General features: G+C 66.1%; 24 protein-coding genes and 1 tRNA gene. 23 read left to right on the top strand and 2 right to left on the bottom strand.

The window, feature by feature from the left end; genetic code table 11:
• The first annotated feature begins 18 nt into the window (after nucleotides 1–18).
• Entirely contained in the window at nucleotides 19–792 is a 774-nt protein-coding gene (gene truA, locus ABQ137_RS13455) for a tRNA pseudouridine(38-40) synthase TruA (protein WP_016903694.1), read from the top strand.
• Nucleotides 789–1,457, top strand: coding sequence for a phosphoribosylanthranilate isomerase (locus tag ABQ137_RS13460; protein WP_016903693.1), 669 nt, complete (start codon nucleotides 789–791; stop codon nucleotides 1,455–1,457). The genes truA and ABQ137_RS13460 overlap by 4 nt, the downstream gene beginning before the upstream one ends.
• Before the next feature lie 168 nt (nucleotides 1,458–1,625).
• Here ABQ137_RS13460 and ABQ137_RS13465 read toward each other — a convergent pair whose 3' ends face one another.
• Nucleotides 1,626–2,546, bottom strand: coding sequence for a LysR family transcriptional regulator (locus tag ABQ137_RS13465; RefSeq protein ID WP_349782833.1), 921 nt, complete (start codon nucleotides 2,544–2,546; stop codon nucleotides 1,626–1,628).
• Between the two features lie 106 nt (nucleotides 2,547–2,652).
• Between ABQ137_RS13465 and trpB the strand changes: the two genes are divergently transcribed.
• The 10 genes from trpB (at nucleotide 2,653) to ABQ137_RS13515 (ending at nucleotide 13,066) form a co-directional block, all read left to right on the top strand.
• Nucleotides 2,653–3,870: a tryptophan synthase subunit beta gene (gene trpB, locus ABQ137_RS13470; RefSeq protein ID WP_016903691.1), complete on the top strand. Its 1,218-nt coding sequence runs from the start codon at nucleotides 2,653–2,655 to the stop codon at nucleotides 3,868–3,870.
• Nucleotides 3,870–4,079, top strand: a complete 210-nt coding sequence (locus ABQ137_RS13475; RefSeq protein ID WP_016903690.1) for a hypothetical protein — start codon at nucleotides 3,870–3,872, stop codon at nucleotides 4,077–4,079. The genes trpB and ABQ137_RS13475 overlap by 1 nt, the downstream gene beginning before the upstream one ends.
• A gap of 40 nt (nucleotides 4,080–4,119) precedes the next feature.
• Nucleotides 4,120–4,926, top strand: coding sequence for a tryptophan synthase subunit alpha (gene trpA / locus ABQ137_RS13480; RefSeq protein WP_046343351.1), 807 nt, complete (start codon nucleotides 4,120–4,122; stop codon nucleotides 4,924–4,926).
• 207 nt (nucleotides 4,927–5,133) lie between these two features.
• Nucleotides 5,134–6,018 carry an acetyl-CoA carboxylase, carboxyltransferase subunit beta gene (gene accD / locus ABQ137_RS13485; protein ID WP_016902982.1) on the top strand — a complete coding sequence of 295 codons (885 nt, stop codon included), beginning with the start codon at nucleotides 5,134–5,136 and terminating at the stop codon, nucleotides 6,016–6,018.
• 82 nt (nucleotides 6,019–6,100) lie between these two features.
• Entirely contained in the window at nucleotides 6,101–7,450 is a 1,350-nt protein-coding gene (glmM, locus tag ABQ137_RS13490; RefSeq protein ID WP_024937989.1) for a phosphoglucosamine mutase, read from the top strand.
• Between the two features lie 124 nt (nucleotides 7,451–7,574).
• Nucleotides 7,575–8,513, top strand: coding sequence for an isopenicillin N synthase family dioxygenase (locus ABQ137_RS13495; protein WP_039816401.1), 939 nt, complete (start codon nucleotides 7,575–7,577; stop codon nucleotides 8,511–8,513).
• Between the two features lie 200 nt (nucleotides 8,514–8,713).
• Entirely contained in the window at nucleotides 8,714–9,406 is a 693-nt protein-coding gene (locus ABQ137_RS13500; RefSeq protein ID WP_102253854.1) for a methylamine utilization protein, read from the top strand.
• On the top strand, nucleotides 9,403–11,769 hold the full coding sequence (locus tag ABQ137_RS13505) for a putative bifunctional diguanylate cyclase/phosphodiesterase (protein WP_349782835.1): 2,367 nt from the start codon (nucleotides 9,403–9,405) through the stop codon (nucleotides 11,767–11,769). The genes ABQ137_RS13500 and ABQ137_RS13505 overlap by 4 nt, the downstream gene beginning before the upstream one ends.
• Complete coding sequence (locus tag ABQ137_RS13510; protein WP_046343343.1) at nucleotides 11,766–12,638, top strand: DUF3034 family protein; 873 nt, start codon at nucleotides 11,766–11,768, stop codon at nucleotides 12,636–12,638. The genes ABQ137_RS13505 and ABQ137_RS13510 overlap by 4 nt, the downstream gene beginning before the upstream one ends.
• Entirely contained in the window at nucleotides 12,638–13,066 is a 429-nt protein-coding gene (locus ABQ137_RS13515; protein ID WP_039526490.1) for a group I truncated hemoglobin, read from the top strand. The genes ABQ137_RS13510 and ABQ137_RS13515 overlap by 1 nt, the downstream gene beginning before the upstream one ends.
• 284 nt (nucleotides 13,067–13,350) lie before the next feature.
• Here the strand turns inward: ABQ137_RS13515 and ABQ137_RS13520 are convergent, their stop codons facing one another.
• Nucleotides 13,351–14,151 (bottom strand): SDR family NAD(P)-dependent oxidoreductase, encoded by an 801-nt coding sequence (locus ABQ137_RS13520; protein ID WP_184518616.1) that lies wholly within the window; start codon nucleotides 14,149–14,151, stop codon nucleotides 13,351–13,353.
• Nucleotides 14,152–14,263: 112 nt separating this feature from the next.
• On the opposite strand from ABQ137_RS13520, the gene tpiA reads away from it, so the two are divergent.
• The 11 genes from tpiA to nuoH all read left to right on the top strand — a co-directional run bounded on the left by tpiA (nucleotide 14,264) and on the right by nuoH (nucleotide 23,938).
• Entirely contained in the window at nucleotides 14,264–15,019 is a 756-nt protein-coding gene (tpiA, locus tag ABQ137_RS13525; RefSeq protein ID WP_016902991.1) for a triose-phosphate isomerase, read from the top strand.
• A 33-nt stretch (nucleotides 15,020–15,052) separates the two neighbouring features.
• Complete coding sequence (gene secG, locus ABQ137_RS13530) at nucleotides 15,053–15,526, top strand: preprotein translocase subunit SecG (RefSeq protein ID WP_104562346.1); 474 nt, start codon at nucleotides 15,053–15,055, stop codon at nucleotides 15,524–15,526.
• Nucleotides 15,527–15,575: 49 nt separating this feature from the next.
• Nucleotides 15,576–15,660 (top strand) — tRNA-Leu (locus ABQ137_RS13535).
• 102 nt (nucleotides 15,661–15,762) lie between these two features.
• Nucleotides 15,763–16,119 (top strand): NADH-quinone oxidoreductase subunit A, encoded by a 357-nt coding sequence (locus tag ABQ137_RS13540; protein WP_003485539.1) that lies wholly within the window; start codon nucleotides 15,763–15,765, stop codon nucleotides 16,117–16,119.
• A complete protein-coding gene (locus ABQ137_RS13545) occupies nucleotides 16,110–16,664 on the top strand; it encodes a NuoB/complex I 20 kDa subunit family protein (protein WP_016944318.1) in 555 nt (184 codons plus the stop codon). The genes ABQ137_RS13540 and ABQ137_RS13545 overlap by 10 nt, the downstream gene beginning before the upstream one ends.
• 36 nt (nucleotides 16,665–16,700) lie before the next feature.
• Complete coding sequence (locus ABQ137_RS13550; RefSeq protein WP_349782839.1) at nucleotides 16,701–17,453, top strand: NADH-quinone oxidoreductase subunit C; 753 nt, start codon at nucleotides 16,701–16,703, stop codon at nucleotides 17,451–17,453.
• Nucleotides 17,450–18,757 (top strand): NADH-quinone oxidoreductase subunit D, encoded by a 1,308-nt coding sequence (locus ABQ137_RS13555; protein ID WP_016902995.1) that lies wholly within the window; start codon nucleotides 17,450–17,452, stop codon nucleotides 18,755–18,757. The genes ABQ137_RS13550 and ABQ137_RS13555 overlap by 4 nt, the downstream gene beginning before the upstream one ends.
• Nucleotides 18,754–19,281 carry an NADH-quinone oxidoreductase subunit NuoE gene (gene nuoE / locus ABQ137_RS13560; protein WP_016902996.1) on the top strand — a complete coding sequence of 176 codons (528 nt, stop codon included), beginning with the start codon at nucleotides 18,754–18,756 and terminating at the stop codon, nucleotides 19,279–19,281. The genes ABQ137_RS13555 and nuoE overlap by 4 nt, the downstream gene beginning before the upstream one ends.
• A gap of 3 nt (nucleotides 19,282–19,284) precedes the next feature.
• The gene (nuoF, locus tag ABQ137_RS13565; RefSeq protein ID WP_024937978.1) at nucleotides 19,285–20,619 is read left to right on the top strand and encodes an NADH-quinone oxidoreductase subunit NuoF; all 1,335 of its coding nucleotides are present in this window, start codon (nucleotides 19,285–19,287) and stop codon (nucleotides 20,617–20,619) included.
• A complete protein-coding gene (gene nuoG, locus ABQ137_RS13570) occupies nucleotides 20,616–22,850 on the top strand; it encodes an NADH-quinone oxidoreductase subunit NuoG (protein ID WP_349782841.1) in 2,235 nt (744 codons plus the stop codon). Before nuoF ends, nuoG begins: the two co-directional genes overlap by 4 nt.
• The gene (gene nuoH / locus ABQ137_RS13575) at nucleotides 22,847–23,938 is read left to right on the top strand and encodes an NADH-quinone oxidoreductase subunit NuoH (protein ID WP_024937976.1); all 1,092 of its coding nucleotides are present in this window, start codon (nucleotides 22,847–22,849) and stop codon (nucleotides 23,936–23,938) included. The genes nuoG and nuoH overlap by 4 nt, the downstream gene beginning before the upstream one ends.
• Nucleotides 23,939–23,941: the final 3 nt, after the last annotated feature.

Consider the following 23,941-nt stretch of genomic DNA (forward strand, 5'->3'; position numbering starts at 1 on the left):
GATAACAGGCAGGTTCCGATGCGTTACGCGCTGGGCGTGGAGTACGACGGCAGCGAGTTTCAGGGCTGGCAGCAGTTGGGGGAACATGGCGGGCCGAGCGTACAGGCCAGCCTGCAGGCGGCGCTGTCCTCGGTGGCCGATGCCCCGGTGCAGGTGGTGTGCGCAGGCCGCACCGATGCCGGCGTGCACGGCGAATGCCAGGTGGTGCATTTCGACAGCGATGCGCGCCGCGAGCCGCGTGGCTGGATGCTGGGCACCACCGCGCGCCTGCCGCCCTCGATCGCGGTGCGCTGGTGCGTGCCGGCCGCCGCCGACTTCCATGCGCGGTTTTCCGCACGCGCACGCCGCTACCGGTATCGCCTGCTGAATCGGCAGATACGCCCGGCGCTGTATCGCCAGACCTTGAGCTGGGAGCGGCGCCCGCTGGATGCCGATGCCATGCACGCAGCCGCGCAGGCCTTGCTGGGCGAGAACGACTTCAGCGCATTTCGCAGCGTGCAGTGCCAGGCCCTGCATGCACGCCGCAACCTGCAGGCCATCAGCGTGCAACGCATCGGCGAGGTGGTGGAGGTGCAAGTCCAGGCCAATGCATTCCTTCATCACATGGTGCGGAATATTGTTGGCTCGCTGATCCTGATCGGAACCGGGGAACAACCGGGCGACTGGATCGCGACGTTGCTGGCCGGCCGCGACCGCACGGTGGCCGGGCCGACAGCGCCGCCACAAGGCCTGGTCTTCGTCGGGCCGCTGTATCCCGCAGAGTGGCATCTGCCCGCTGAGGTAACCCAATGAATCGATCGCTGTACCGCACCCGTATCAAGTTCTGTGGCATGACTCGCGCCGGTGATATTCGACTGGCCGGCGAGCTGGGTGTGGACGCGGTAGGTTTCATCTTTGCGCATGGCAGCCCGCGCCGCGTGGCGCCGGCCGAGGCGCGCGCAATGCGCCAGGCCACCGCGCCGATGGTCGATGTGGTGGCGCTGTTCCGCAACAATTCCAAGGAAGAAGTGCGCGAGGTGGTGCGCACCGTACGTCCGACCTTGCTGCAGTTCCATGGCGAGGAAGACGACGCGTTCTGCCGCAGCTTCAACCTGCCGTATCTGAAGGCGGTGCCGATGGGCAGCGGCGGGATGAACGGCGAGGACGCCAACGCGCGAACCTTGCAGCTCGCCTTCCCCAATACCGCCGGTTTCCTGTTCGACAGCCATGCGCCCGGCGCAGGCGGCGGTACCGGCAAGACCTTCGATTGGTCGCGCCTGCCGACCGGCCTGCATCGCCCGTTTCTGCTGGCCGGTGGCATCACCGCCGACAATGTGTTCGATGCGATCGTGGCAACGCTGCCATGGGGCGTGGACGTGTCCAGCGGCGTGGAGCTGGCGCCCGGGATCAAGGACGGCCACATGATGCGCAAGTTCGTCGAAGAAGTGCGCCGGGCCGATTGTCACGAGATGGGGTGAGTTGGGAATCGGGATTCGAGAATCGGGATTGGGGATTGGGGATTGGGGATTGGGGATTGGGGAATCGGAGTAGGCAGTCTGCTTCGTTGTTTTAATTGCCCTAGATTTTTCGTGTCCTCCGATGATTGATTGCTTAGTCGTAGTCTCTCCGATCACTGAGCGTTCCAATCAGACGCCTGCGGCATCCGTGGTGCGCTGCTGATCTTCTGAAAGCGCGCTACGTAACCAGCCGGCAAGCTGGTCGATGCGTGGATCCGGATTGCGCCTTGCGGCGCACAGCACCCAGCGGCCGCGGGTTGGCGTGAAGCCCCAGGGCGCCAGCAGGCGTCCGGCGGCCAGGTCCGCGGCAACCAGCGGTTGCGGTGCGATCGCCACGCCCAGGCCGGCGGCGGCGGCTTCCAGCAGGTAGACCAGATGTTCGAATTCGGTGCCGAAGCGCAGTGCTTCGGCTGCCACGCCGTGGCTCTGTGCCCATTCCGGCCAGGCCTGCGGGCGCGAGCGGGTATGCAGCAAGGCGTGATCGAGCAGGGCGGCGGGCGCTCTGCCAGCGAGCTGCGTCGCCGATGCCAACTGCGGACTCAGCACCGGGCCAATCCACTCCACCCCCAGCTCGTGCACCTGCCAGTCGCCTGGCCAGGGCGGGGTGTCCAGCAGCAGTGCCGCATCCAGGCCGTCCAGATCCGGGCCGGGCGCCTGCTCGTTGGCCGACAGGTGCAGGCGCACCTGCGGCAGATCCCGCTGCAGCCGGCCCAGCCGCGGGATGACCCAGCGCGCCAGCAGGCTGCCCGAGCACCCCAGCACCAGCGGCGCCTCGCTGCTGGGGCGCCGCAATGCCGCCCAGGTGTCGCCGATCAGCGCAAAGCCCTCACCGGTCGCATCGCGCAGCCGGGCGCCGGCAGGCGTCAGCACCAAGCCACGGCCCTGGCGGGTGAACAGTGCCGCGCCCAGGGCCTGTTCCAGCGAGCGCACATGCCGGCTGATGGCGCCATGGGTCACGTGCAACTCCTGCGCGGCCCGGCTGACGCTCTGCAGGCGCGCGGCGGATTCGAACGCGCGTAGCGCTGCCAGCGGTGGAAGCAGGGTGCTCATATGTGAGTCCAGGTCACAGGTTGCGGCAATCTTATCGATTTATCGCGCGCCGTGGCTGCGCTACAGTAATGCTTCTTGTATGATCGCATCGCTGCAGAGGATTCCCATGTCGGCCCAGCCCATCAGTGACTTTCACGCCTATCCGGACGCTGCCGGCCACTTCGGCAAGTTCGGCGGCCGGTTCGTCGCCGAGACCTTGATCGGCCCGTTGCAGGAACTGGCTGCCGCCTACGACCAGGCGCGCCAGGATCCGGCCTTCATTGCCGAGTACGACAAGGATCTCAAGCATTACGTCGGCCGGCCCAGCCCGATTTACCACGCCGAGCGCCTGAGCCGCGAAGTAGGCGGCGCGCAGATCCTGCTCAAGCGCGAGGACCTGAACCACACCGGCGCGCACAAGATCAACAACACCATCGGCCAGGCCCTGCTGGCCAGCCGCATGGGCAAGACCCGCATCATCGCCGAGACCGGCGCCGGCCAGCATGGCGTGGCCAGCGCCACGGTCGCCGCGCGGCTAGGCCTGGAGTGCGTGGTCTACATGGGTGCCACCGACATCGAGCGGCAGAAGATCAACGTCTACCGCATGAAGTTGCTCGGTGCCACGGTGATCCCGGTGACCTCCGGCTCGGCCACGCTCAAGGACGCGCTCAACGAGGCGATGCGCGACTGGGTCACCAACGTGCAGGACACCTTCTACATCATCGGCACCGTGGCCGGCCCGGATCCGTATCCGCGCATGGTGCGCGACTTCAATGCGATTGTCGGCCGTGAAGCGCGCGCGCAGATGCTGGAAGACTTCGGCCGCCTGCCGGACGCGATCAGCGCCTGCGTCGGTGGCGGCAGCAATGCGATCGGCCTGTTCCATGCCTTCCTCAACGACCCGGGCGTCAAGATCTACGGCGCCGAAGCGGCCGGCGACGGCATCGCCAGCGGCCGTCATGCGGCGTCGATCGCGGCCGGGCGCCCCGGTGTGCTGCATGGCAACCGCACCTATGTGATCTGCGACGACGACGGCCAGATCACCGAAACCCATTCGATCTCCGCCGGGCTGGATTACCCGGGAGTTGGCCCGGAGCATTCGTTCCTGTCCGACAGCGGCCGCGCGGTCTACCAGGGCATCACCGACGACGAAGCGATGGCCGCCTTCCATCTGCTGGCGCATACCGAAGGCATCCTGGCCGCGCTCGAATCCAGCCACGCGGTGGCGCAGTCGATCAAGCTCGCGCGCGAGATGCCCAAGGACGCCTTGATCCTGTGCAACCTGTCCGGCCGCGGCGACAAGGACGTGCACACCATCGCCGCGCGCGAAGGCGTGCAGGTCTGATGCCACTGCGGCGCGTCACGGTGACCGCGCTGGCCGACCAACCGGGCGAGCAGGAGCTGCTGTTCGCCTGGCTCGACCGCTGGGCGCCGCAGATCCGCAGCTGCTCGGAAAACAGCGGCTGCGGCTGCTGCCTGGACAGTTTCGACCTCGAGGTCGAGGCCCAGGCATTGACCGAGCTGCCGCCTGCCATGTACCAGGACATCCATTGAAGCGGTCGCACCGCCTCTAACTTTCTTGCAAGGTCTTTCAATGCGTCGTATCGACGAAACCTTCCAGCGCCTGCGCGCCGATGGCCGCAAGGCGCTCATCCCCTTCATCACCGCCGGCGACCCGTCGCTGGAAGCCACCGTACCGGTCATGCACGCGCTGGTACGTGCCGGTGCCGACGTCATCGAGCTGGGCGTGCCGTTCTCCGACCCGATGGCCGACGGCCCCACCATCCAGCGCAGCTCCGAGCGCGCGCTGGGCCGTGGTGCCGGCCTGGCCTACGTGCTGGAGGCGGTGCACGAATTCCGCCGCGAAGACGCCGCCACGCCGGTGGTGTTGATGGGCTACCTCAACCCGATCGAGATCCATGGCACCCGGCGCTTCGCCGAAGCCGCCGTCGCTGCCGGGGTGGATGGCCTGCTCCTGGTCGATTTGCCGCCCGAAGAAGCGGCCGAGACCCGCACCATCTTCACCGAGGTCGGCCTGGCCCTGATCGCGCTGGCCTCGCCGACCACCAGCGAGCAGCGCCTGGACATGTTGTGCAGCAGCGCCCAGGGCTATCTCTACTACGTCAGCTTCGCCGGCGTCACCGGCGCCTCGAATCTGCTCGACACCCATGCCGCCAGCGACCGCCTGCGCCAGCTGCGTCGGCGTGCCGGCGCTCCGGTGGTGGCCGGCTTCGGCATCAAGGACGCCGCCAGCGCCGCCGCGATGGCCGTCGACGCCGAAGGGGTGGTGGTCGGCAGCGCCCTGGTCGCCGCGCTGGCCGAGGCCACCGACGTCCGCAGCGCCCGCGAACGCGCCGAAGCCTTCCTGGCCCCACTGCGCCAGGCGCTCGACCAGGCCTGAAGCCAACGCCGCTCTCTGCTCCGGGGGAGACGGCGCGGCCTGCGCGCCATCTGGCGCGCCTGCCTTCAAGCGCCGGCGCGGCAGGCGCTGGCCGGGCCATGCCGGCCCCGCATTTAGCCTCCGCGCTACCTCGGCTTTCTCCCGGCGCGTTAGACTGTCGCCCCTCTGCGGCCCTCATGGCCGCCCTGCATGGATTGTCATACACGCATGAGCTGGCTCAGCAAATTGATGCCCTCCGGCATCCGCACCGAGAACACCCCGGCCAAGAAGCGCAGCGTCCCCGAGGGCCTGTGGGAGAAGTGCAGCAACTGCGGCAGCGCGCTGTACGGCCCCGAGCTCGAGGAAAACCTCGAGGTGTGTCCCAAGTGCGACCACCATATGGCGATCCGCGCGCGCGCGCGCCTGAACTCGCTGTTCGATCCCGACACCGCAACCACCGAGATCGCCGCCCAGCTTGGCCCGGTCGACGTGCTGAAGTTCAAGGACCAGAAGCGCTACGGCGAGCGCATCAAGGCCAGCCAGAAGAGCAGCGGCGAGTACGACGCATTGATCGCCATGCGCGGCACGCTCAAGGGCAATCCGCTGGTCGCCGCCGCCTTCGACTTCGCCTTCATGGGCGGCTCGATGGGCTCGGTGGTCGGCGAGCGCTTCGCACGCGCGGCCGAAGTGGCGCTGGAAGTCGGCTGCCCGTTCGTGTGCTTTTCCGCCAGCGGCGGGGCGCGCATGCAGGAGGGCCTGTTCTCGCTGATGCAGATGGCCAAGACCTCCGCCGCGCTCGGTCGCCTGCGCGAAGCCGGCCTGCCGTACATCTCGGTGCTGACCCATCCCACCACCGGTGGCGTGTCGGCCTCGTTCGCGATGCTGGGCGATATCAATATCGCCGAGCCGCATGCCCTGATCGGCTTCGCCGGCCCGCGCGTGATCGAGCAGACCGTGCGCGAGACCCTGCCGGAAGGCTTCCAGCGTTCGGAGTTCCTGCTCGACCACGGTGCCATCGACCAGATCTGCGACCGCCGCGACCTGCGCGACCGCATCGCCGATCTGACCGCGATGATGATGCGCCAGCCGCATCCGCAGGACGCGGCCGCATGAGGCCAGTGGTTGCGCGCATGCGCGACACCGTCGCACGCGCCGCTGCGCGTGCGTCCACCCGTAGGCAGGAACACCGCAACGCATGAGCAGTCGCAAGTATTTTGGAACCGACGGCATCCGCGGTCGAGTCGGGCAGGGCGTGATCTCGGCCGATTTCGTGCTGCGGCTGGGCAATGCGCTCGGTCGGGTGCTCACCCAGGGCCGCAGCAAGCGCCCGCTGGTGCTGATCGGCAAGGACACCCGGATTTCCGGCTACATGTTCGAAGCCGCGTTGGAAGCCGGCCTGGTCGCTGCCGGCGCCGACGTGCAGCTGATCGGCCCGATGCCGACCCCGGCCATCGCCTTCCTGACCAACACCCTGCGCGCCGATGCCGGCGTGGTAATCAGCGCCTCGCACAACCCGCATTACGACAACGGCATCAAGTTCTTTTCTGCCGAAGGCGAGAAGCTCGACGACGCCACTGAAGCGGCGATCGAGGCCGCGCTGGACGAGCCGTTCCACACCGTGGAATCGGAGCGCCTGGGCAAGGCGATCCGCACCCGTGATGCGATCGGCCGTTACATCGAGTTCTGCAAGGCCAGCGTGGCGCGCGGGTTCACCCTGCACGGCCTGAAGATGGTGCTGGATTGCGCGCATGGCGCGACCTATCACATCGCGCCGATGCTGTTCCGCGAGCTGGGTGCGGATGTGGTCGTCATCGGTGCCGCACCGGACGGGCTCAATATCAACGCCGGTGTCGGCTCCACCCATATCGACAACCTCGCCGCCAAGGTGCGCGAGAGCGGTGCGCAGCTCGGCATCGCCTTCGATGGCGATGGCGACCGCGTGCTGATGGCCGACGACCAGGGCAACCCGGTCGATGGCGACGATCTGCTCTACGTGCTCGCGCGCTCCTGGCAGGCCAGCGGCCGGCTCACCGGCACCGTGGTCGGCACCTTGATGACCAACTACGGTCTGGAACAGGCGCTGGCCGCATTGCACATCCCGTTCCAGCGCGCCAAGGTCGGCGACCGCTACGTGCACCAGGCCCTGGTCGAGGGCGGCGGCACGCTGGGCGGCGAAACCTCCGGCCACCTGCTGTGCCTGGATCGCGCCACCACCGGCGATGGGATCGTCAGTGCGCTACAGGTGCTCGAGGCACTGGGGCGCGACGGGCAGAGCCTGCGCGAGGCCCTGGGCAGCCTGAGCAAGGTGCCGCAGAAGACCGTCAATGTGCGGCTGGGAGGCGGGGCGGCCAAGGCGATCGTGGAGGCCGCCGGCGTGCAGCAGGCGCTGCAGCAGGCGCAGGCCGCCGTGCAGGGCCGTGGGCGCGCGTTCCTGCGTCCGTCCGGCACCGAGCCGGTGGTGCGCGTGACCGTGGAAGCCGACGACGCCGGCCTGATGCAGGACACGCTCGACCGTCTTTCCGGAGCCGTGCGTGACGCGGCGTGAGTCGCTGATCATTGGTGTGTGCGTGGTCTTTGCCAAGGCCGCGACGTTCTACCTGTTGTATCGCCTGCTGTCCTGAGCGGCAGGCCTTCCTTTCGACTTCCCGACTTCAACTGCAGATATCCGTATGAGCGCCCGCATCCCGACCCTGGACATCACCCGTTTCGACAGCGACCGCGACGCCTTCGTCGCCGAGCTCGGCGCGGCCTATCGGCAGTGGGGCTTTGCCGGCATCCGCAACCACGGCATCGCGCAGGCCGACATCGACGCGGCGTATGACGTGTTCAAGGCGTTCTTCGCACTGCCCGAGGAGGTCAAGCGTCGCTATCACGTGGAAGGCAGCGGCGGTGCGCGCGGCTACACCGCGTTCGGCGTGGAGACCGCCAAGGATTCCAAGCATTTCGATCTGAAGGAGTTCTGGCATATCGGTCGCGAGATCGCGGACGATTCGCCGTACCGCGCGGTGATGGCGCCGAACCTGTGGCCCGAAGAAGTCCCCGGCTTCCGTGAGCGCGGCTATCGCCTGTACCAGCAGCTGGACCACCTGGGCTCGCGCGTGCTGTCGGCACTGGCGCTGCATATCGGCCTGCCGCAGGACTACTTTGTCGACAAGACAAACAACGGCAACTCGATCCTGCGGCCGATCCACTACCCGCCGATCACCAGCGACGACATCCCCAATGTGCGCGCCGGTGCGCACGGCGACATCAATTTCATCACCCTGCTAGTTGGCGCCAGCGCGGCCGGGCTGGAAGTGCGCTCCAACGATGGCGAGTGGGTGCCGTTCACTGCCGACGCCGACACCATCGTGGTCAACATCGGCGACATGCTGCAGCGCCTGACCAACCACGTGTATCCGTCCACCATCCATCGCGTGGTCAATCCGCCGGGCGAACAGGCGCGCAAGCCGCGCTATTCGGTGCCGTTCTTCCTGCACCCCAATCCGGATTTCCTGATCGACGTGCTGCCTTCGTGCATCACCGCCGACAATCCGAGCCGTTATCCCGAGCCGATTACCGCGCACGGTTTTCTGGAAGAACGTCTGCGCGAGATCAAGCTAAAGTAATCCGTTCGCAGCCGCGACAGCGCAGCCAGCGGCTGCGCTCGCAGCATCGGCGATGACCTCCGCCACAGTTTGATTCATAAAATTCTGCTGGCGGCTGGTTAAAGCTTGCATTCACCTCAGCCGATAACCCAGTCTGATCGCTAGCGCGACGTCGGATTCGCCTGGCGTGCGCTGCCGATTGCACTAGGCTTGGGGGGCGCATGCGGACGCAGTGGTTCAAACGGATCGGCCCGGTTGCGGGGTTGCTGGCGTACTGCGCCGCAAGCTGTGCGTTGGCGACGCCGCTCAGCGTCACCGTTGTCGATGCCAACGGCATGTTGGTCGATGCGGTGGTGAGTCTGGAGCCGGCACGTCCGGTGGCCGCCAGCGGCGCGCCCAGAACCGTCGAGATGGACCAGGTCAATTCGCAGTTCGTGCCTGCGGTGCTGGCGGTGCGCACCGGCACCCTGGTGCGGTTTCCCAACAACGACCAGATTCGTCATCAGGTCTATTCGTTCTCTGCCGCAAAGCGGTTCGAGTTGCCGCTGTTCCAGGGCAGCACTGCCGCGCCGGTGCGCTTTGACCAGGCTGGGCTGGTGACGGTGGGCTGCAATATCCACGACTGGATGCTGGGCTACATCGTGGTGGTGGACACGCCGTATTTCGGCAAGACCGGCAGCGACGGTCGCGTGCAGCTGGATGCGCCGGCAGGCAACTACACCTTGCGGGTCTGGCATCCGCGCATCAAGGGCGCCGCGCTCGCCGAGCCGGTGGCGCTTGCGCGCGAGGCCGTGCAACGGCGCGTGACCTTGCAGACCAGCGGCCCCGCACCAGCGGTGGCACCTCCGGATGCGCGGGTGCGCGCGCTGCAGGACAAGTTCCGCCGCGCTGACCCGCAGAAGCCCAAGCCATGAAGGCCATGCGCCTGCATACCCGCATCGCGGCGTTTCTGGTGCTGGTCGTGCTCGCCACGCAGGCATTGACCTTCATCGCGGTGCAGGTCGCCACCGAGCGCAGCGTCAAGGCGCAACTTGGCGAAGAGCTGCAGATCGGCGAGCGCGTCTGGCAACGCATCAATCTGCGCCGCGACGAACAGCTGATGCAGTCGGCCTCGGTGCTGGCCGACGATTTCGGTTTCCGCGCGGCCGTGGCCAGCGGCGATGTGCCGACCATGCAATCGGCATTGCGCAACCACGCTGCGCGCATGTCGGCGCAGACAGCACTGCTGCTGGCGCCGGATGGCGAATTTTTGACCGGGCTTGCCGATCTGCCGCAAGCCGAACAGCTGCGCGCAGTGCAGACCCTGCTGCAGCAGGCGCAGCGCGATGGGCGTGCGGTGGGCGTGGTCGCACTGGACCGACGCATCGTGCGGCTGGCGGTGGTGCAGGTACTGGCACCGAGCCGGGTGGGCTGGATCGCGATCGGCAACGAATCCGGCGACGGTCTCGCGCAGGATTTCCGTTCCACCACCGGGCTGGATGCGACCTTCTTCACCGATGGTCCGCCGGTGCGGGTGCTGGCGTCCACGCTGGAGCCGGCCGCGCGCGCCGAGTTCGCGCAGCAGTTGCCAACTGCCGAACGCGCGCAGGGCGCGGCGGTCGCGTTGACGCTGGCCGAGTCGCGTTACCTGGTCAAACTGCAGTCGATCCAGGGCGACAGCCATGTGCGGGTCGCGCTGCAGGCCTCGCTGGATCGCGCGGTGGCGCCTTATCGTGTGCTTAAGTTGCGCATTCTGCTGCTGGCGGGCCTGGCCACGGCTGCGGCGCTGGGTGTGGCGATCTTCCTGGCGCGTAGCGTCAGCAGGCCGGTCGCGCAGCTGGTGCAGGCAGCGCGGCGCATCCAGCGCGGCGACTACCACACCGCGGTCGAGGTGCCCTCGGGGCGCGAACTGGCCGAGTTGGCCGACAGCTTCGGTCGCATGCAGCAGCAGATCGCCAGTCGCGAGCAGCATATCCTGCATCAGGCGCGCCACGATGCCCTAACCGGTCTGCCCAATCGCATCTGGTTGCTGGAGCGGCTGAAGGATGTGGTGGAGCAGACCGTGGCCTCCGGCGGCACGGCCGCGGTGCTGATCCTGGATCTGGAGCGCTTCAAGGAACTCAACGACAGCCTGGGCCACGATTTCGCCGACCAGGTCCTGGTCGAAGCAGGCCGCCGCCTTGCCGACGTGGTGCAGGAACCCAATCTCGTCGGGCGGCTGGGCAGCGACGAATTCATGGTGGTGGTGGCGCAGACCGATGTCACCACCGTGCAGCAGGATGCACAGCGCTTGCTGCTGCAGTTGCGCCGCCCGCTGGCGCTGCCGCAGGCGCGCATCCAGCTGGAAGCCAGCATCGGCATCGCCCTGATTCCCGAACACGGCGCCGATCCGGACACCTTGTTGCGGCGCGCGGACATCGCGCGTCGCCAGGGCAGCAACGTCACCACCGTCGGCGCCAGCGTGTATCGCCTGGGCCAGGATGAGCAGCATCTGCGCCGGCTGCGCCTGACCGGTGATCTGCGCCAGGCCATCGGCGGCAACGAGCTGACTTTGCGCTTCCAGCCCAAGATCTGCCTGCGCAACGATCGCGTCGAACAGGTGGAGGTGCTGGTGCGCTGGCAGCATCCGGTGCTCGGGGCGATCGGCCCGGATGAATTCATTCCGCTGGCCGAGCACTCCGGCGTGATCCATCCCTTGACCCGCTTCGTGCTGGACGAGGCGCTGCGCTGCCAGGCGCAATGGCGCAGGCAGGGGCTGGAACTGGGCATGGCGATCAATCTCTCCGCACTGGATCTGTCCGACCCCGGCCTGCCCGATTACGTGCGTGGCCGTCTGGAACATCACGCGGTGCCGGCGCAGTCGGTGACGCTGGAACTGACCGAAAGCGCGCTGATGCGCGATGTCGAATCGGCGCTGCACATGCTGCACCAGCTGCGCAGCGTCGGCGTGCGTCTGTCCATCGACGACTTCGGCACCGGCTATTCCTCGTTGGCGCAACTCAAGCGCATGCCGGTGAACGAATTGAAGATCGACAAGAGCTTCGTCATGCAACTGGCCGAGGGCACCGACGATGCGTTCATCGTGCGCAGCACGATCGATCTCGGGCACAACCTGGGCTTGAGCGTGATCGCCGAAGGCGTGGAGAACGCCACCGCGCTGGGGCTGCTGCGCGGTTATGGCTGCGACATGGTGCAGGGCTATCTGTATTCGCCGCCACTGGAAGAAGTGCCGCTGGTCGCCTGGTGCATGCGGCAACTCGATCTGGCGCCGGCGGTGCAGGCAGGAGTGCATCGATGAGCAAATGGCGAGGCGCGCTGCTGTCTGCGGCACTGGCCGGGCTAACAAGTGCACCCGCGTCGGCGATCGCCGGCGACGGGCGTCTGCTCGCCACCGGTGGCGTGTCGATGATCGAAGGCAGCAGCGGTGGCGGCATCGTGCCGTGGGCCACGCTGTCGGGCTACGGCACCCGCGACGAACTGGGCAGCGTGCTGTTCGCCACGCATGTGGACAGCGGCGATTACCGGCTCGACGTGCAAGGTGCCGCGCTGACGGTCGGCAACCGGCTGGAACTTTCGCTGGCGCGGCAACGGCTGGATCTGGGCACCCTGCAGGATCGGCTGGGCCTGCCATGGAATGCGCTTGGCCAGGACGTGTTCGGCGCCAAGCTGCGGGTCTACGGCGATCTGGTCTACGGACATGCGCCGCAGGTCAGCGTGGGCGTGCAGTACAAACGCCTGCGCAATGGCACGCTGCCGCTGGCGATCGGCGCGCGCGACGATCACGGCACCGACGTCTATGTCAGTGCCAGCCGGTTGTTCCTGCAGGCCGCGGGCGGCTATCAACTGCTGCTCAACGGCACCTTGCGCGCGACCCGCGCCAATCAGACCGGCTTGCTCGGTTTCGGCGGCGATCGCCGCAACGCCTATCGGCTGGTCGGCGAAGCCAGCGCCGCCGTCGTGCTGTCGCCGGCGTGGGTGGTCGGCGTGGAATATCGCGACAAGCCCGACAATCTCGGCTTCGCCCGCGAGCAGGCCTGGGCGGATGCATTCGTGGCCTGGTTTCCCAGCAAGCATGTGTCCCTGACCGCGGCCTGGGCCGAGCTTGGCGACATCGCCACGCTCACCGACCAGCGCGGGCCCTATCTTTCCCTGCAGGTGGCGTTCTGATGAATCGACGGCTGCGCTGGCCCTTGCTGTGCATGCTGGCGCTGATGAGTGCCTGCACTACCACGCAACCGCGCCCCACGCTCTACGACGAACTCGGCGGGCAGGCCGGAATCGAAGCGCTGGTGGAAACCATGCTGTCGCGCATCGCCGACGATCAACGCATCGTCGACAAGTTCGCGCGCGTCAACATCGTGATGCTCAACGAGCGCCTGGTGCAGAAGTTCTGTCATGTCGCCGACGGCCCGTGCCCGGATACCGCCAAGTCGATGCAGCAGGCGCACGCGCACCTGGCCATTCGCGAAGGCGACTTCAATGCGCTGGTGGAGGATCTGAACTGGGCGATGGATCAGCGCAAGATTCCGCGCCGCACGCAGAACCGTCTGCTGGCGCGGTTGGCGGCCATGCACGGCGAAATCGTCAATCACTGAGGCTGTCGCATCGCTACCGCGCGCAGCGATGGGCGCGCGTGGTCGCTGCTCGTAACACCATGTTTCCAGCCACGGGCTGCGGCTGTGGGCGGGGCCGTTCACAGCATCCGACGTCCGCTCGCGACGTATTGCCAGTCGCCCTGCGCTGCAGACAGGAGGGAGGCCGCGGCCGGTACCGGTGGTGACCATGGCAACGGACAAGCGGGCAGTTGCAAGCGGCGCGCGGTCACGGGTGTGTGGCTGCGCAGGCAAGACGCTGCAGGCAGCCGATGCGCCGCCGCCTCTCACTGCAACGGACGCACTCGCTGCGATCCACGCGCCATCAGGCGCAGTGCGAGCGCATGCGGCATCACGCGCAAGGCCGCATTGACCAGGCGATAGCGCCAGCCCGGCACGGCCAGCACCTGGCCGCGTTCCAGCGCGGCAATGCCGTACTCGGCCACGTCGTCGGCCTGCAGCCACGCCCAGCGGGGCAGGCTGGACATCGCCGCGCGGGTGCCGGTGACATCGTGAAACTCCGACCAGGCAAAGCCGGGACACAGCGCGCAGACCTTGACCGCGCAGTCGGCGTTCTCCAGTGCCAGCGATTCGCTGAAGCGCAGCAGGAAGCTCTTGCTGGCTGCGTACAGCGTCTGCCCGTCGGCACTCGGCGTCAGTGCGGCGAACGAGGCCACATTGAGGATGCGGCCCTGGCCGCTGGCGCGAATCATCGGCAAGAGCCGCCAGGTCAGTTCGCACACCGCGCCCACCATCACCTGCAGAAAGCGTGCATGCGTGGCCCAGTCGTTGTGCAGATAGCGGCCCGGCACGCCGTAGCCGGCGTTGTTGACCAGGGTGCCCACCGTCCAGCCATTGCGCTGGATCTGCGCAACCAATGCTTCGACCGCGGCGGGATCGCCCAGATCGGCCGGCACCACTTCCACCCGTACCAAGGGCCGCAACTCCTCGGCCAGCGCCTGCAGCCGGTCGACCCGGCGCGCGGTCAGGATCAGCGGCACGCCACGCCTTGCGTAGGCACGCGCAATCTCGCGGCCGATGCCGCTGGAGGCGCCGGTGACCAGCGCGAAGACAGGCAAAACGGACATGGCAGGTTCCTGCTGGAGGAGGGGGAGGACAGGCAACGGACAGAAGTGTGCCGGCTGCCGACAGGGCATGGGCTATTCTGTCGCCTGTCTTCCACTCAGGAACCTGCGCCTGATGCGTCGAAAGATCGTTGCCGGAAATTGGAAGCTGCATGGCAGCCGCGCCTTCGCCACCGAACTGGTGGCCCAGATCGCCGCACACATGCCCCTGGAGGGTGTCGATGTCGTCATCCTGCCGCCACTGCCTTACCTGGGCGACCTGATCGAGGATTTCGAGGAACACCATCTGTGTTTCGGTGCCCAGGACGTCAGCAGTAACGAGAAGGGCGCCTACACCGGGGAAGTCTCGGCCACGATGCTGGTCGATGTCGGCGCCGAGTACGGGCTGGTCGGCCACTCCGAACGGCGCCAGTACCATCGTGAGAGCAGTGAGCTGGTGGCACATAAATTCGCCGCCGCCATGCATGCCGGTCTGATTCCGGTGCTGTGCGTGGGCGAGTCGCTGGAACAGCGCGAGGCCGACCAGACCGAGGCGGTGCTGCGCGCCCAGCTCGAGCCGGTGCTGGCGCTGGTGGGCAGCGCGGGCTTTGCCCGCGCCGTGCTCGCCTACGAGCCGATCTGGGCCATTGGCACCGGCCGCACCGCCAGCCCGGAGCAGGCGCAGGCGGTGCACGCGTTCCTGCGTGGCGAAGTCGCGAAGGCGGATGCTAGAATTGCCGATTCTCTGCCCATCCTGTACGGGGGCAGTGTCAAGCCCGATAACGCCAGCGAGCTGTTTGCGCAGCCCGACGTCGATGGCGGGCTGGTCGGAGGCGCCTCGCTGGTCGCCGAGGATTTCCTGGCCATCGCGCGTGCGGCGGCCGCTTGTTAACCCATTAAGTTTTGTCCGGGGACGGATTTCGAAATGCTGATGTTGATCCTCAATGTGGTCTACGTGCTGGTCGCGCTGGCGATGATTGCGCTGATCCTGATGCAGCGTGGCGCGGGTGCGGCAGCCGGTTCCGGCTTCGGTGCCGGCGCGTCGGGCACCGTGTTCGGCTCGCAGGGCGCGTCGAACTTCCTGTCCAAGTCGACCAAGTGGCTGGCGGTGGTGTTCTTCAGCATCAGCCTGTTCATGGCGTGGTACGCCACCCACGGCGCACGTCCGACCGACCAGAACCTGGGCGTGATGTCGCAGTCGGCCACCCCGGCGCCCGCCGCCGCGGGCGAGCTGACTCAGCCGTTGCCGCAGGCGCCGGCCGCCGGCGCAGTCCCGACCGCGCCTTCGCAGCCAGTTCCTGCCGCAACTCCGGCTGCAACGCCGGCGCAATCCGCACCGGTGCAGCAGGCGCCCGCGGCACGCGAAGAAAACGCTTCAGAACCAGCACAAAAACGCTGAAGCCGGTTACAATACGCTGCGCACTGGGATGCCCAGCGGCGCAACGTATGCCCAGGTGGCGGAATTGGTAGACGCACTACCTTGAGGTGGTAGCGACTTAGGTCGTAGGGGTTCGAGTCCCCTCTTGGGCACCATTGTTTGGCTGCAGTTCCTGCGCATCGCTGGTCGCGCGCGGGGTCTGCCTATACCCCATGCCGGCACGCGGCGCGTGCGGGCAGAGGCAAGAGAGAATCGCTGTGCTGGCCGAATATTTGCCGAGTCTGCTGTTTCTGATCGTCGCCACCGGTATCGGCATCGTGCTGATGCTGGTCGGTCGATTCCTCGGTCCGCGTAGTCCGGACCCGCGCAAGCTCTCGCCTTACGAGTGTGGCTTCGAAGCCTTCGAAGACGCGCGCATGAAGTTCGACGTGCGCTACTACCTGATCGCGATCCAGTTCATCGTGTTCGATCTGGAAATCATCTTCATCGTGCCGTGGACGCAGGTGTTCATGGAGATCGGCGCACGTTCGCTGGTCACCATGGGTCTGTTCGTCGGCATGTTGTTCCTCGGCTTTATCTACGTGTGGAAGAAGGGAGCGCTGGAATGGGAGTGATTCAGACCCTGGATCGTCTGATGACCAACCCGATGCCGGAAGGCCGGGTGGAAGACATCCTGCGCCCGGAAGGCGAAAACCCGCTGCTCGAGAAGGGCTACGTGACCACCAGCGTCGATGCGCTGCTGAACTGGGCGCGCACCGGCTCGATGTGGCCGATGACCTTCGGCCTGGCCTGCTGCGCGGTCGAGATGATGCATGCCGGCGCCGCGCGTCTGGATCTGGACCGCTACGGCGTGGTGTTCCGCCCGTCGCCGCGCCAGTCCGACGTGATGATCGTGGCCGGCACGCTGGTCAACAAGATGGCCCCGGCGCTGCGCAAGGTCTACGACCAGATGCCGGACCCGAAGTGGGTCATCTCGATGGGCAGCTGCGCCAATGGCGGCGGCTACTATCACTATTCGTATTCGGTGGTGCGCGGTTGCGATCGCATCGTGCCGGTGGACATCTACGTCCCCGGTTGCCCGCCGACCGCCGAGGCGCTGGTATACGGCATCCTGCAGCTGCAGAAGAAGATCTGGCGTACCCAGACCATCGCGCGCTGACACCCGTCTTCTTCTACTGAGAGCAGCCAAGCCCCCATGGCAGAGCAAGCATCTTCCTTCACTGACCGACTTGCGGCACGTTTCGCCGGTGCGCAGATCGCCGTGGCATTGCCGCGCGGCGAAGTGACGCTGGAAGTCGCTGCGGCCGATTGGCACGCCACCTGTCTGGCCCTGCGCGACGAGCTCGGTTTCGAACAGCTCAGCGACCTGTGCGGCGTCGATTACCTGGGCTACGGCAGCGACGAGTGGGATACCGCCGACGTGTCGTCGCAGGGCTTCAGCCGCGGCGTCGAGGGCAAGGCCGTCGGTCGTTTCGCCTGGGGCGAATTTCCCAGCCAGGAAAGCTCCGATGGCGCCCATCCGCAGCACATGCCCAAGCAGCGCTTTGCGGTGGTCGCGCAGCTGATCTCCTACCAGCACAACCAGCGTCTGCGCGTGCGTTGCTACGCACCGGACGAGCAGGTGCCGGTGGTGGTGTCGTTGACAGATATCTGGCCGGGCGTGAACTGGTTCGAACGCGAAGCCTTCGACCTGTTCGGCATCGTCTTCGATGGCCATCCGGACCTGCGCCGCATCCTGACCGACTACGGATTTGTCGGCCATCCGTTCCGCAAGGATTTCCCGCTGATCGGCAACGTTGAAGTGCGTTACGACGATGAGCGCAAGCGTGTCGTGTACGAGCCGGTGACCTCGGTCGAGCCGCGCGTCGGTGTGCCGCGCGTGATCCGCGACGATGCCCGTTATGAGACTGCCGCTGGTGAAGTGGGCAAGTCGGAGACCGCCAAGTGAGTGAGTTCCGCCAGGCAACCGATGCCTTCGCGAGCAATCCTGTCGAAAGCAAGCAGGAAATCCGCAATTACACGATGAACTTCGGCCCGCAGCATCCTGCGGCGCACGGCGTGCTGCGCCTGATCCTGGAAATGGACGGCGAGACCGTGGTGCGTGCCGATCCGCATATCGGCCTGCTGCACCGTGGCACCGAGAAGCTTGCCGAATCCAAGCCGTTCAACCAGTCGGTTCCTTACATGGACCGCCTGGATTACGTGTCGATGATGTGCAACGAGCACGCCTACGTGCGCGCGATCGAGTCCCTGATGGGCATCGAAGTGCCCGAGCGTGCGCATTACATCCGCACCATGTTCGACGAGATCACCCGCATCAAGAACCACCTGATGTGGGTCGGTTCCAACGCACTCGACCTAGGCGCGATGGCGGTGATGCTGTATGCATTCCGCGAGCGCGAAGAATTGATGGACGTCTACGAGGCGGTCAGTGGCGCGCGCATGCACGCTGCCTACTACCGTCCCGGCGGCGTGTATCGCGATCTGCCCGACCGCATGCCCAAGTACAAAGAATCCCGCTGGCACAAGGGTGGGGCGCTGAAGAAGCTCAATGCAGCGCGCGAAGGCTCGATGCTGGACTTCCTCGAGGATTTCACCAATACGTTCCCGTCGCGTGTGGACGAGTACGAGACGCTGCTGACCGACAACCGTATCTGGAAGCAGCGTACCGTCGACGTCGGCATCATCAGCCCGGATCTGGCGCGTGCCTGGGGCATGACCGGCCCGATGCTGCGTGGCTCGGGCATCGAATGGGACCTGCGCAAGAAGCAGCCGTATGCCAAGTACGACGCGGTGGAGTTCGACGTGCCCGTCGGCACCAATGGCGACTGCTACGACCGCTATCTGGTGCGCGTGGCCGAGATGCGCGAGTCCAACCGCATCATCAAGCAATGCGTGAAGTGGCTGAAGGCCAACCCCGGCCCGGTCATGGTCACCAATTTCAAGGTCGCTCCGCCAAGCCGCGAAGGCATGAAGGACGACATGGAAGCGCTGATCCATCACTTCAAGCTGTTCAGTGAAGGCTACTGCGTGCCGGCTGGCGAAACCTATTGCGCGGTTGAAGCGCCCAAGGGCGAATTCGGCTGCTATCTGATGTCCGATGGCGCCAACAAGCCGTTCCGCGTGCATCTGCGCGCGCCGGGCTTTGCGCATCTGTCGTCGATGGACGCAGTGGTGCGTGGCTATCTGCTGGCCGACGTCGTGGCGATGATCGGTACTTACGATTTGGTTTTCGGTGAGGTTGACCGATGAAGGCGACGGGTAATTTCGAAGCGGCGCGCGACGTCGATCCGCAGGTGGTGCTGAGCGACAAGACGCGCGCGCACATCGATCACTGGTTGAGCAAGTTCCCGCCCGATCGCAAGCGTTCGGCCGTGCTGCAGGGCCTGCACGCTGCGCAGGAGCAGAACCAGGGCTGGCTGACCGACGAGCTGATTGTCGGCGTGGCCAAGTATCTGGACCTGCCGCCGGTGTGGGCCTACGAGGTCGCCAGCTTCTACTCGATGTTCGAGACCGAGAAGGTCGGCCGCCACAACGTGGCGTTCTGCACCAACATCAGCTGCTGGCTCAACGGCGCCGAAGATCTGCTGGCGCACGCGGAAAAGAAACTGGGTTGCAAGCTGGGGCAGTCGACGGCCGATGGCCGCGTCTACCTCAAGCGCGAAGAAGAGTGCCTGGCGGCCTGCTCTGCAGCGCCGATGATGGTCATCAACGGCCATTACCACGAGCACCTGACGAAAGAGAAGGTCGACGCGCTGCTGGACGGGCTGGAGTAAGACATGGCACATCATCACGCACCCTCAGGCCCGGTCGGTCCGGCGCCGTTGCCGCATCAGGTCGTCTACACGACGCTGCACTACGACACCCCGTGGTCGTACGAGAGCTATCTGAAAACCGGTGGCTACGCCGCGCTGCGCAAGATCCTCGAAGAGAAGATCGCGCCGGCCGACGTCATCGAGATGGTCAAGGCGTCTAACCTGCGCGGCCGTGGCGGCGCAGGCTTCCCGACCGGCCTGAAGTGGTCGTTCATGCCCAAGGGCACGATGCAGAAGTACATCCTGTGCAACTCGGACGAATCCGAGCCGGGAACCTGCAAGGACCGCGACATCCTGCGTTACAACCCGCACTCGGTGGTGGAGGGCATGGCGATCGCCTGCTACGCCACCGGCTCGACCGTGGGCTACAACTACCTGCGTGGTGAGTTCCACCACGAGCCGTTCGAGAACTTCGAGCTGGCGCTGGCCGATGCCTATGCCAACGGCTGGCTGGGCAAGAACATCCTCGGCAGCGGCGTGGATATCGATATCTACGGTGCGCTGGGTGCCGGTGCCTACATCTGCGGCGAAGAAACCGCGCTGATGGAATCGCTGGAAGGCAAGAAGGGCCAGCCGCGCTACAAGCCGCCGTTCCCGGCCAACTTCGGCCTGTACGGCAAGCCGACCACCATCAACAACACCGAGACCTATGCGTCGGTGCCGGCGATCATTCGCAACGGCCCGGAATGGTTCCTGGGGCTGAGCAAGACCAAGAACGGCGGCCCGAAGATTTTCTCGGTGTCCGGCTGCGTGCAGAAGGGCGGCAATTTCGAAGTGCCGCTCGGCACCACCTTCGACGAACTGCTGGAAATGGCCGGTGGCCTGCGTCCGGGCCGCAAGCTCAAGGGCGTGGTGCCTGGCGGCGTGTCGATGCCGGTGCTGAAGGCCGACCAGGTCGCCGGGCTGCAGATGGACTACGACACCTTGCGTGCGCTCGGCACCGGCCTGGGGTCGGGTGCGATCGTGGTGCTGGATGACAGCGTGTGCTGCGTGCGCTTCGCCTGCCGCATCTCGCAGTTCTTCCACAAGGAATCCTGCGGCCAGTGCACTCCGTGCCGCGAGGGCACCGGCTGGATGCACCGCGTGCTGGAGCGCATCGTCGCCGGCAAGGCGACGATGGAAGACCTGCATCAGCTGCGCACCGTTGCCGGCCAGATCGAAGGACACACCATCTGCGCCTTCGGCGAGGCGGCGGCGTGGCCGATCCAAGGCTTCCTGCGCCAGTTCTGGGACGAGTTCGAGTACTACATCGTCAACGGTCGTTCGATCGTCGACACGCACGTCGGAGTGGCCGCATGAGCGCCCAACCAGTGAACCCCAACGTGCCACCGGACCATGTCACCGTCGAGATCGACGGTCAGTCCCTGGTGGTGCCGAAGGGTTCGATGATCATCCAGGCGGCCGACAAGGCCGGCATCCCGATCCCTCGCTTCTGCTACCACGAGAAGCTGCCGATCGCGGCCAACTGCCGCATGTGCCTGGTGGACGTCGAGAAATCCCCGAAGCCGTCGCCCGCCTGCGCCACGCCGGTGATGGACGGCATGAAGGTCACCACGCGGAGCGAAAAGGCGCTGAAGTACCAGCGCAGCGTGATGGAATTCCTGCTGATCAACCATCCGCTGGACTGCCCGATCTGCGATCAGGGCGGCGAGTGCGAACTGCAGGACGTGTCGCTTGGTTACGGCCGTTCGGTCAGCCGCTTCAACGAACGCAAGCGCGTGGTGCCGGACGAGGACATCGGTCCGCTGGTTGCCACCGAAATGACCCGCTGCATCCAGTGCACCCGTTGCGTGCGTTTCACCGCAGACATTGCCGGCACCTACGAGCTGGGTGGCATGTATCGCGGCGAGAACCTGCAGATCGGCACCTACGACGGCAAGCCGCTGACCACCGAAATCTCCGGCAACGTCATCGACGTCTGCCCGGTGGGCGCGCTGACCAACAAGGTGTTCCAGTTCCGTGCGCGTCCGTGGGAGCTGATGGCGCGCGAGTCGCTCGGTTACCACGATGCGATGGGCTCGAATCTGTTCCTGCACGTGCGTCGCGGCGAAGTGCTGCGCACCGTGCCGCGCGAGAACGAGGCGGTCAACGAGTGCTGGCTGTCCGACCGCGATCGTTATTCGCATCAGGGCCTGTATGCGGAAGACCGTGCGGTCAAGCCGCTGAAGAAGGTCAATGGACAGTGGACCGAGGTGAGCTGGGCCGAAGGTCTGGCCGCCGCGACGCAGATCCTGCGTGACAACGCCGGCGATCAGCTCGGTGTGCTGGTGCATCCGTCCACCTCCAACGAAGAGGGCGCCTTGCTCGCACGTCTGGCCGAAGGCCTGAACAGCGGCAATCTGGATCACCGCCTGCTCAACCGTGATTTCTCCGATGCCGCGGCGGCCGAAGCGTTCGCCACGCCGCTGGCAGAGATCGAGCGCGCCGATGTGGTGGTGCTGTTCGGCACCAACGTACGTCACGAGCTGCCGTTGCTGCATGCCCGCCTGCGCAAGGCCAGCATCCAGAACGGAACGCAGATCCATTCGGTCAACCCGGTCGATTTCGACTTTGCCTTCACCCAGGCAAGCCGTACGGTCGTTGCGCCGTCGCAGCTGGCCGGTGCTCTGGACGATGCGGCGTTGCGCGATGCGGTCAAGGGCGCCACGCGCGCGGTGATCGTGGTCGGTGCACTGGCTGAAAACCACCCGCAGGCTGCTGCATTGCGTGCCGCTGCACGCGACTTTGCCGCTGCAACCGGCGCCTCGCTGTGCCGCATCCCGCAGGGGGCGAACGCGGTCGGTCTGGTGTCGCAGGGTGTGCTGCCGACCGCACGCGATGTCGCCGGCATGCTGGCGCAGCCGCGCCAGGCCTACGTGCTGTATGGCATCGAGCCGGGTCTGGATTTCGCCGATGCCGCCGCTGCACGCAGCGCCTTGGCGGGTGCCAAGGTGGTCGCGTTTAGCCAGTTCGCCTGCGCCTCGACGCGCGACGTGGCCGATGTGATCCTGCCGATCGGTGCGCTGCCGGAAATCGACGCATCGCTGACCAATCTGGATGGCCGCGTGCAGACCGCACGTGCCGCCGGTCGTCTGCCGGTCGAAGCCCGCGAAGGCTGGCGCGTACTGCGTGCGCTCGGTGGCGAGCTGGGTCTGGCCGGTTTCGAATTCATCGATCTGGTCGGCCTGCGTGCCGGCATGCAGAACCGTTCCGTCAGCCCTGTCGCCTCGGCGCAGCCGGCTGCGGCCAGCGACGGGCTGGAAGTTGCCGCCACCGCTGCGATCTATCGCACCGATGCAGTGGTGCGTCGCGCCGCCGCGCTGCAATCGCATCCGCTCAACATCGCGCCGTGTGTGGCGATGCATCCGGAGCAGGCTGCGCAGTTGCAGGTCGGCGCTGGTCAGATGGTCAAGGTCGGTACCGATGCCGGTAAGGCGACGTTGCCGGTGGTGCTGGACAAGCGCGTCGCACCGGGCACGGTGTGGATCGAATCCGGCCATGGCGCAACCGCGCCGCTCGGTGCCGGTCGTGTAACGGTGGTGGCTGCATGAACGAATTGCTGTTGAACCTGGTCGATCCCCTGCACCAGTGGTTTGTCGGTCTGGGCGATGGCGGCGTGGTGCTGTGGACCGTGCTGAAGATCCTGCTGATCACCGTGCCGGTGATCGTGTCGGTGGCCTTCTACGTGGTCTGGGAGCGCAAGCTGATCGGCTGGATGCACGTGCGTCACGGGCCGATGTACGTGGGCATGGGTATCTTCCAGGCCTTCGCCGACGTGTTCAAACTCCTGTTCAAGGAGATCGTGCAACCGAGCAGCTCGCACAAGGCGATGTTCATCATTGCGCCGCTGCTGACCCTGGCGCCGGCCTTCGCGGCCTGGTCGGTAGTGCCGTTCGACGCGCAGCTGGTGCTGTCCAACGCCAACGTCGGTTTGCTGTATCTGCTGGCGATGACCTCGCTGGGCGTGTACGGCATCATCCTGGCCGGCTGGGCATCCAACTCCAAGTACGCGTTCCTGGGTGCGATGCGCTCGGCCGCGCAGGTGGTCAGCTACGAAATCGCGATGGGCTTTGCGCTGGTCGGCGTGATGATCGCTTCCGGCAGCGTCAACCTGAGCCAGATCGTGTTCGCGCAGGCGGGCAGCTCCGGTTTCTTCGACTGGTTCCTGATTCCGCTGTTCCCGTTGTTCATCGTGTACTGGGTGTCCGGCGTCGCCGAAACCAACCGCGCTCCGTTCGACGTGGTGGAAGGCGAATCGGAAATCGTCGCCGGCCACATGGTGGAGTACTCGGGCGGTGCGTTCGCGCTGTTCTTCCTGGCCGAATACGCCAACATGATCCTGGTCAGCTTTCTGATCTCGATCTTCTTCCTCGGCGGCTGGTTGAGCCCGATCCAGGGTTGGGTCAACGCGGATATCTCGCCGTGGATCGACTGGGTGTGGAAGGGCGGTTGGCCGTGGCTGCTGATGAAGGTGTTCTTCTTCGCCAGCGCCTACATCTGGTTCCGTGCCAGCTTCCCGCGCTACCGCTATGACCAGATCATGCGTCTGGGCTGGAAGGTGTTCATTCCGCTCACGATCGTGTGGATCGCAGTGACGGCGTTGATGGTGTTTTACGGCGTGATCCAGAAGGGCGTGTAACTG

Origin of the sequence: Xanthomonas sp. WHRI 8393 (genome assembly GCF_040203315.1) — a bacterium.
GTDB classification, from domain to species: domain Bacteria; phylum Pseudomonadota; class Gammaproteobacteria; order Xanthomonadales; family Xanthomonadaceae; genus Xanthomonas; species Xanthomonas arboricola.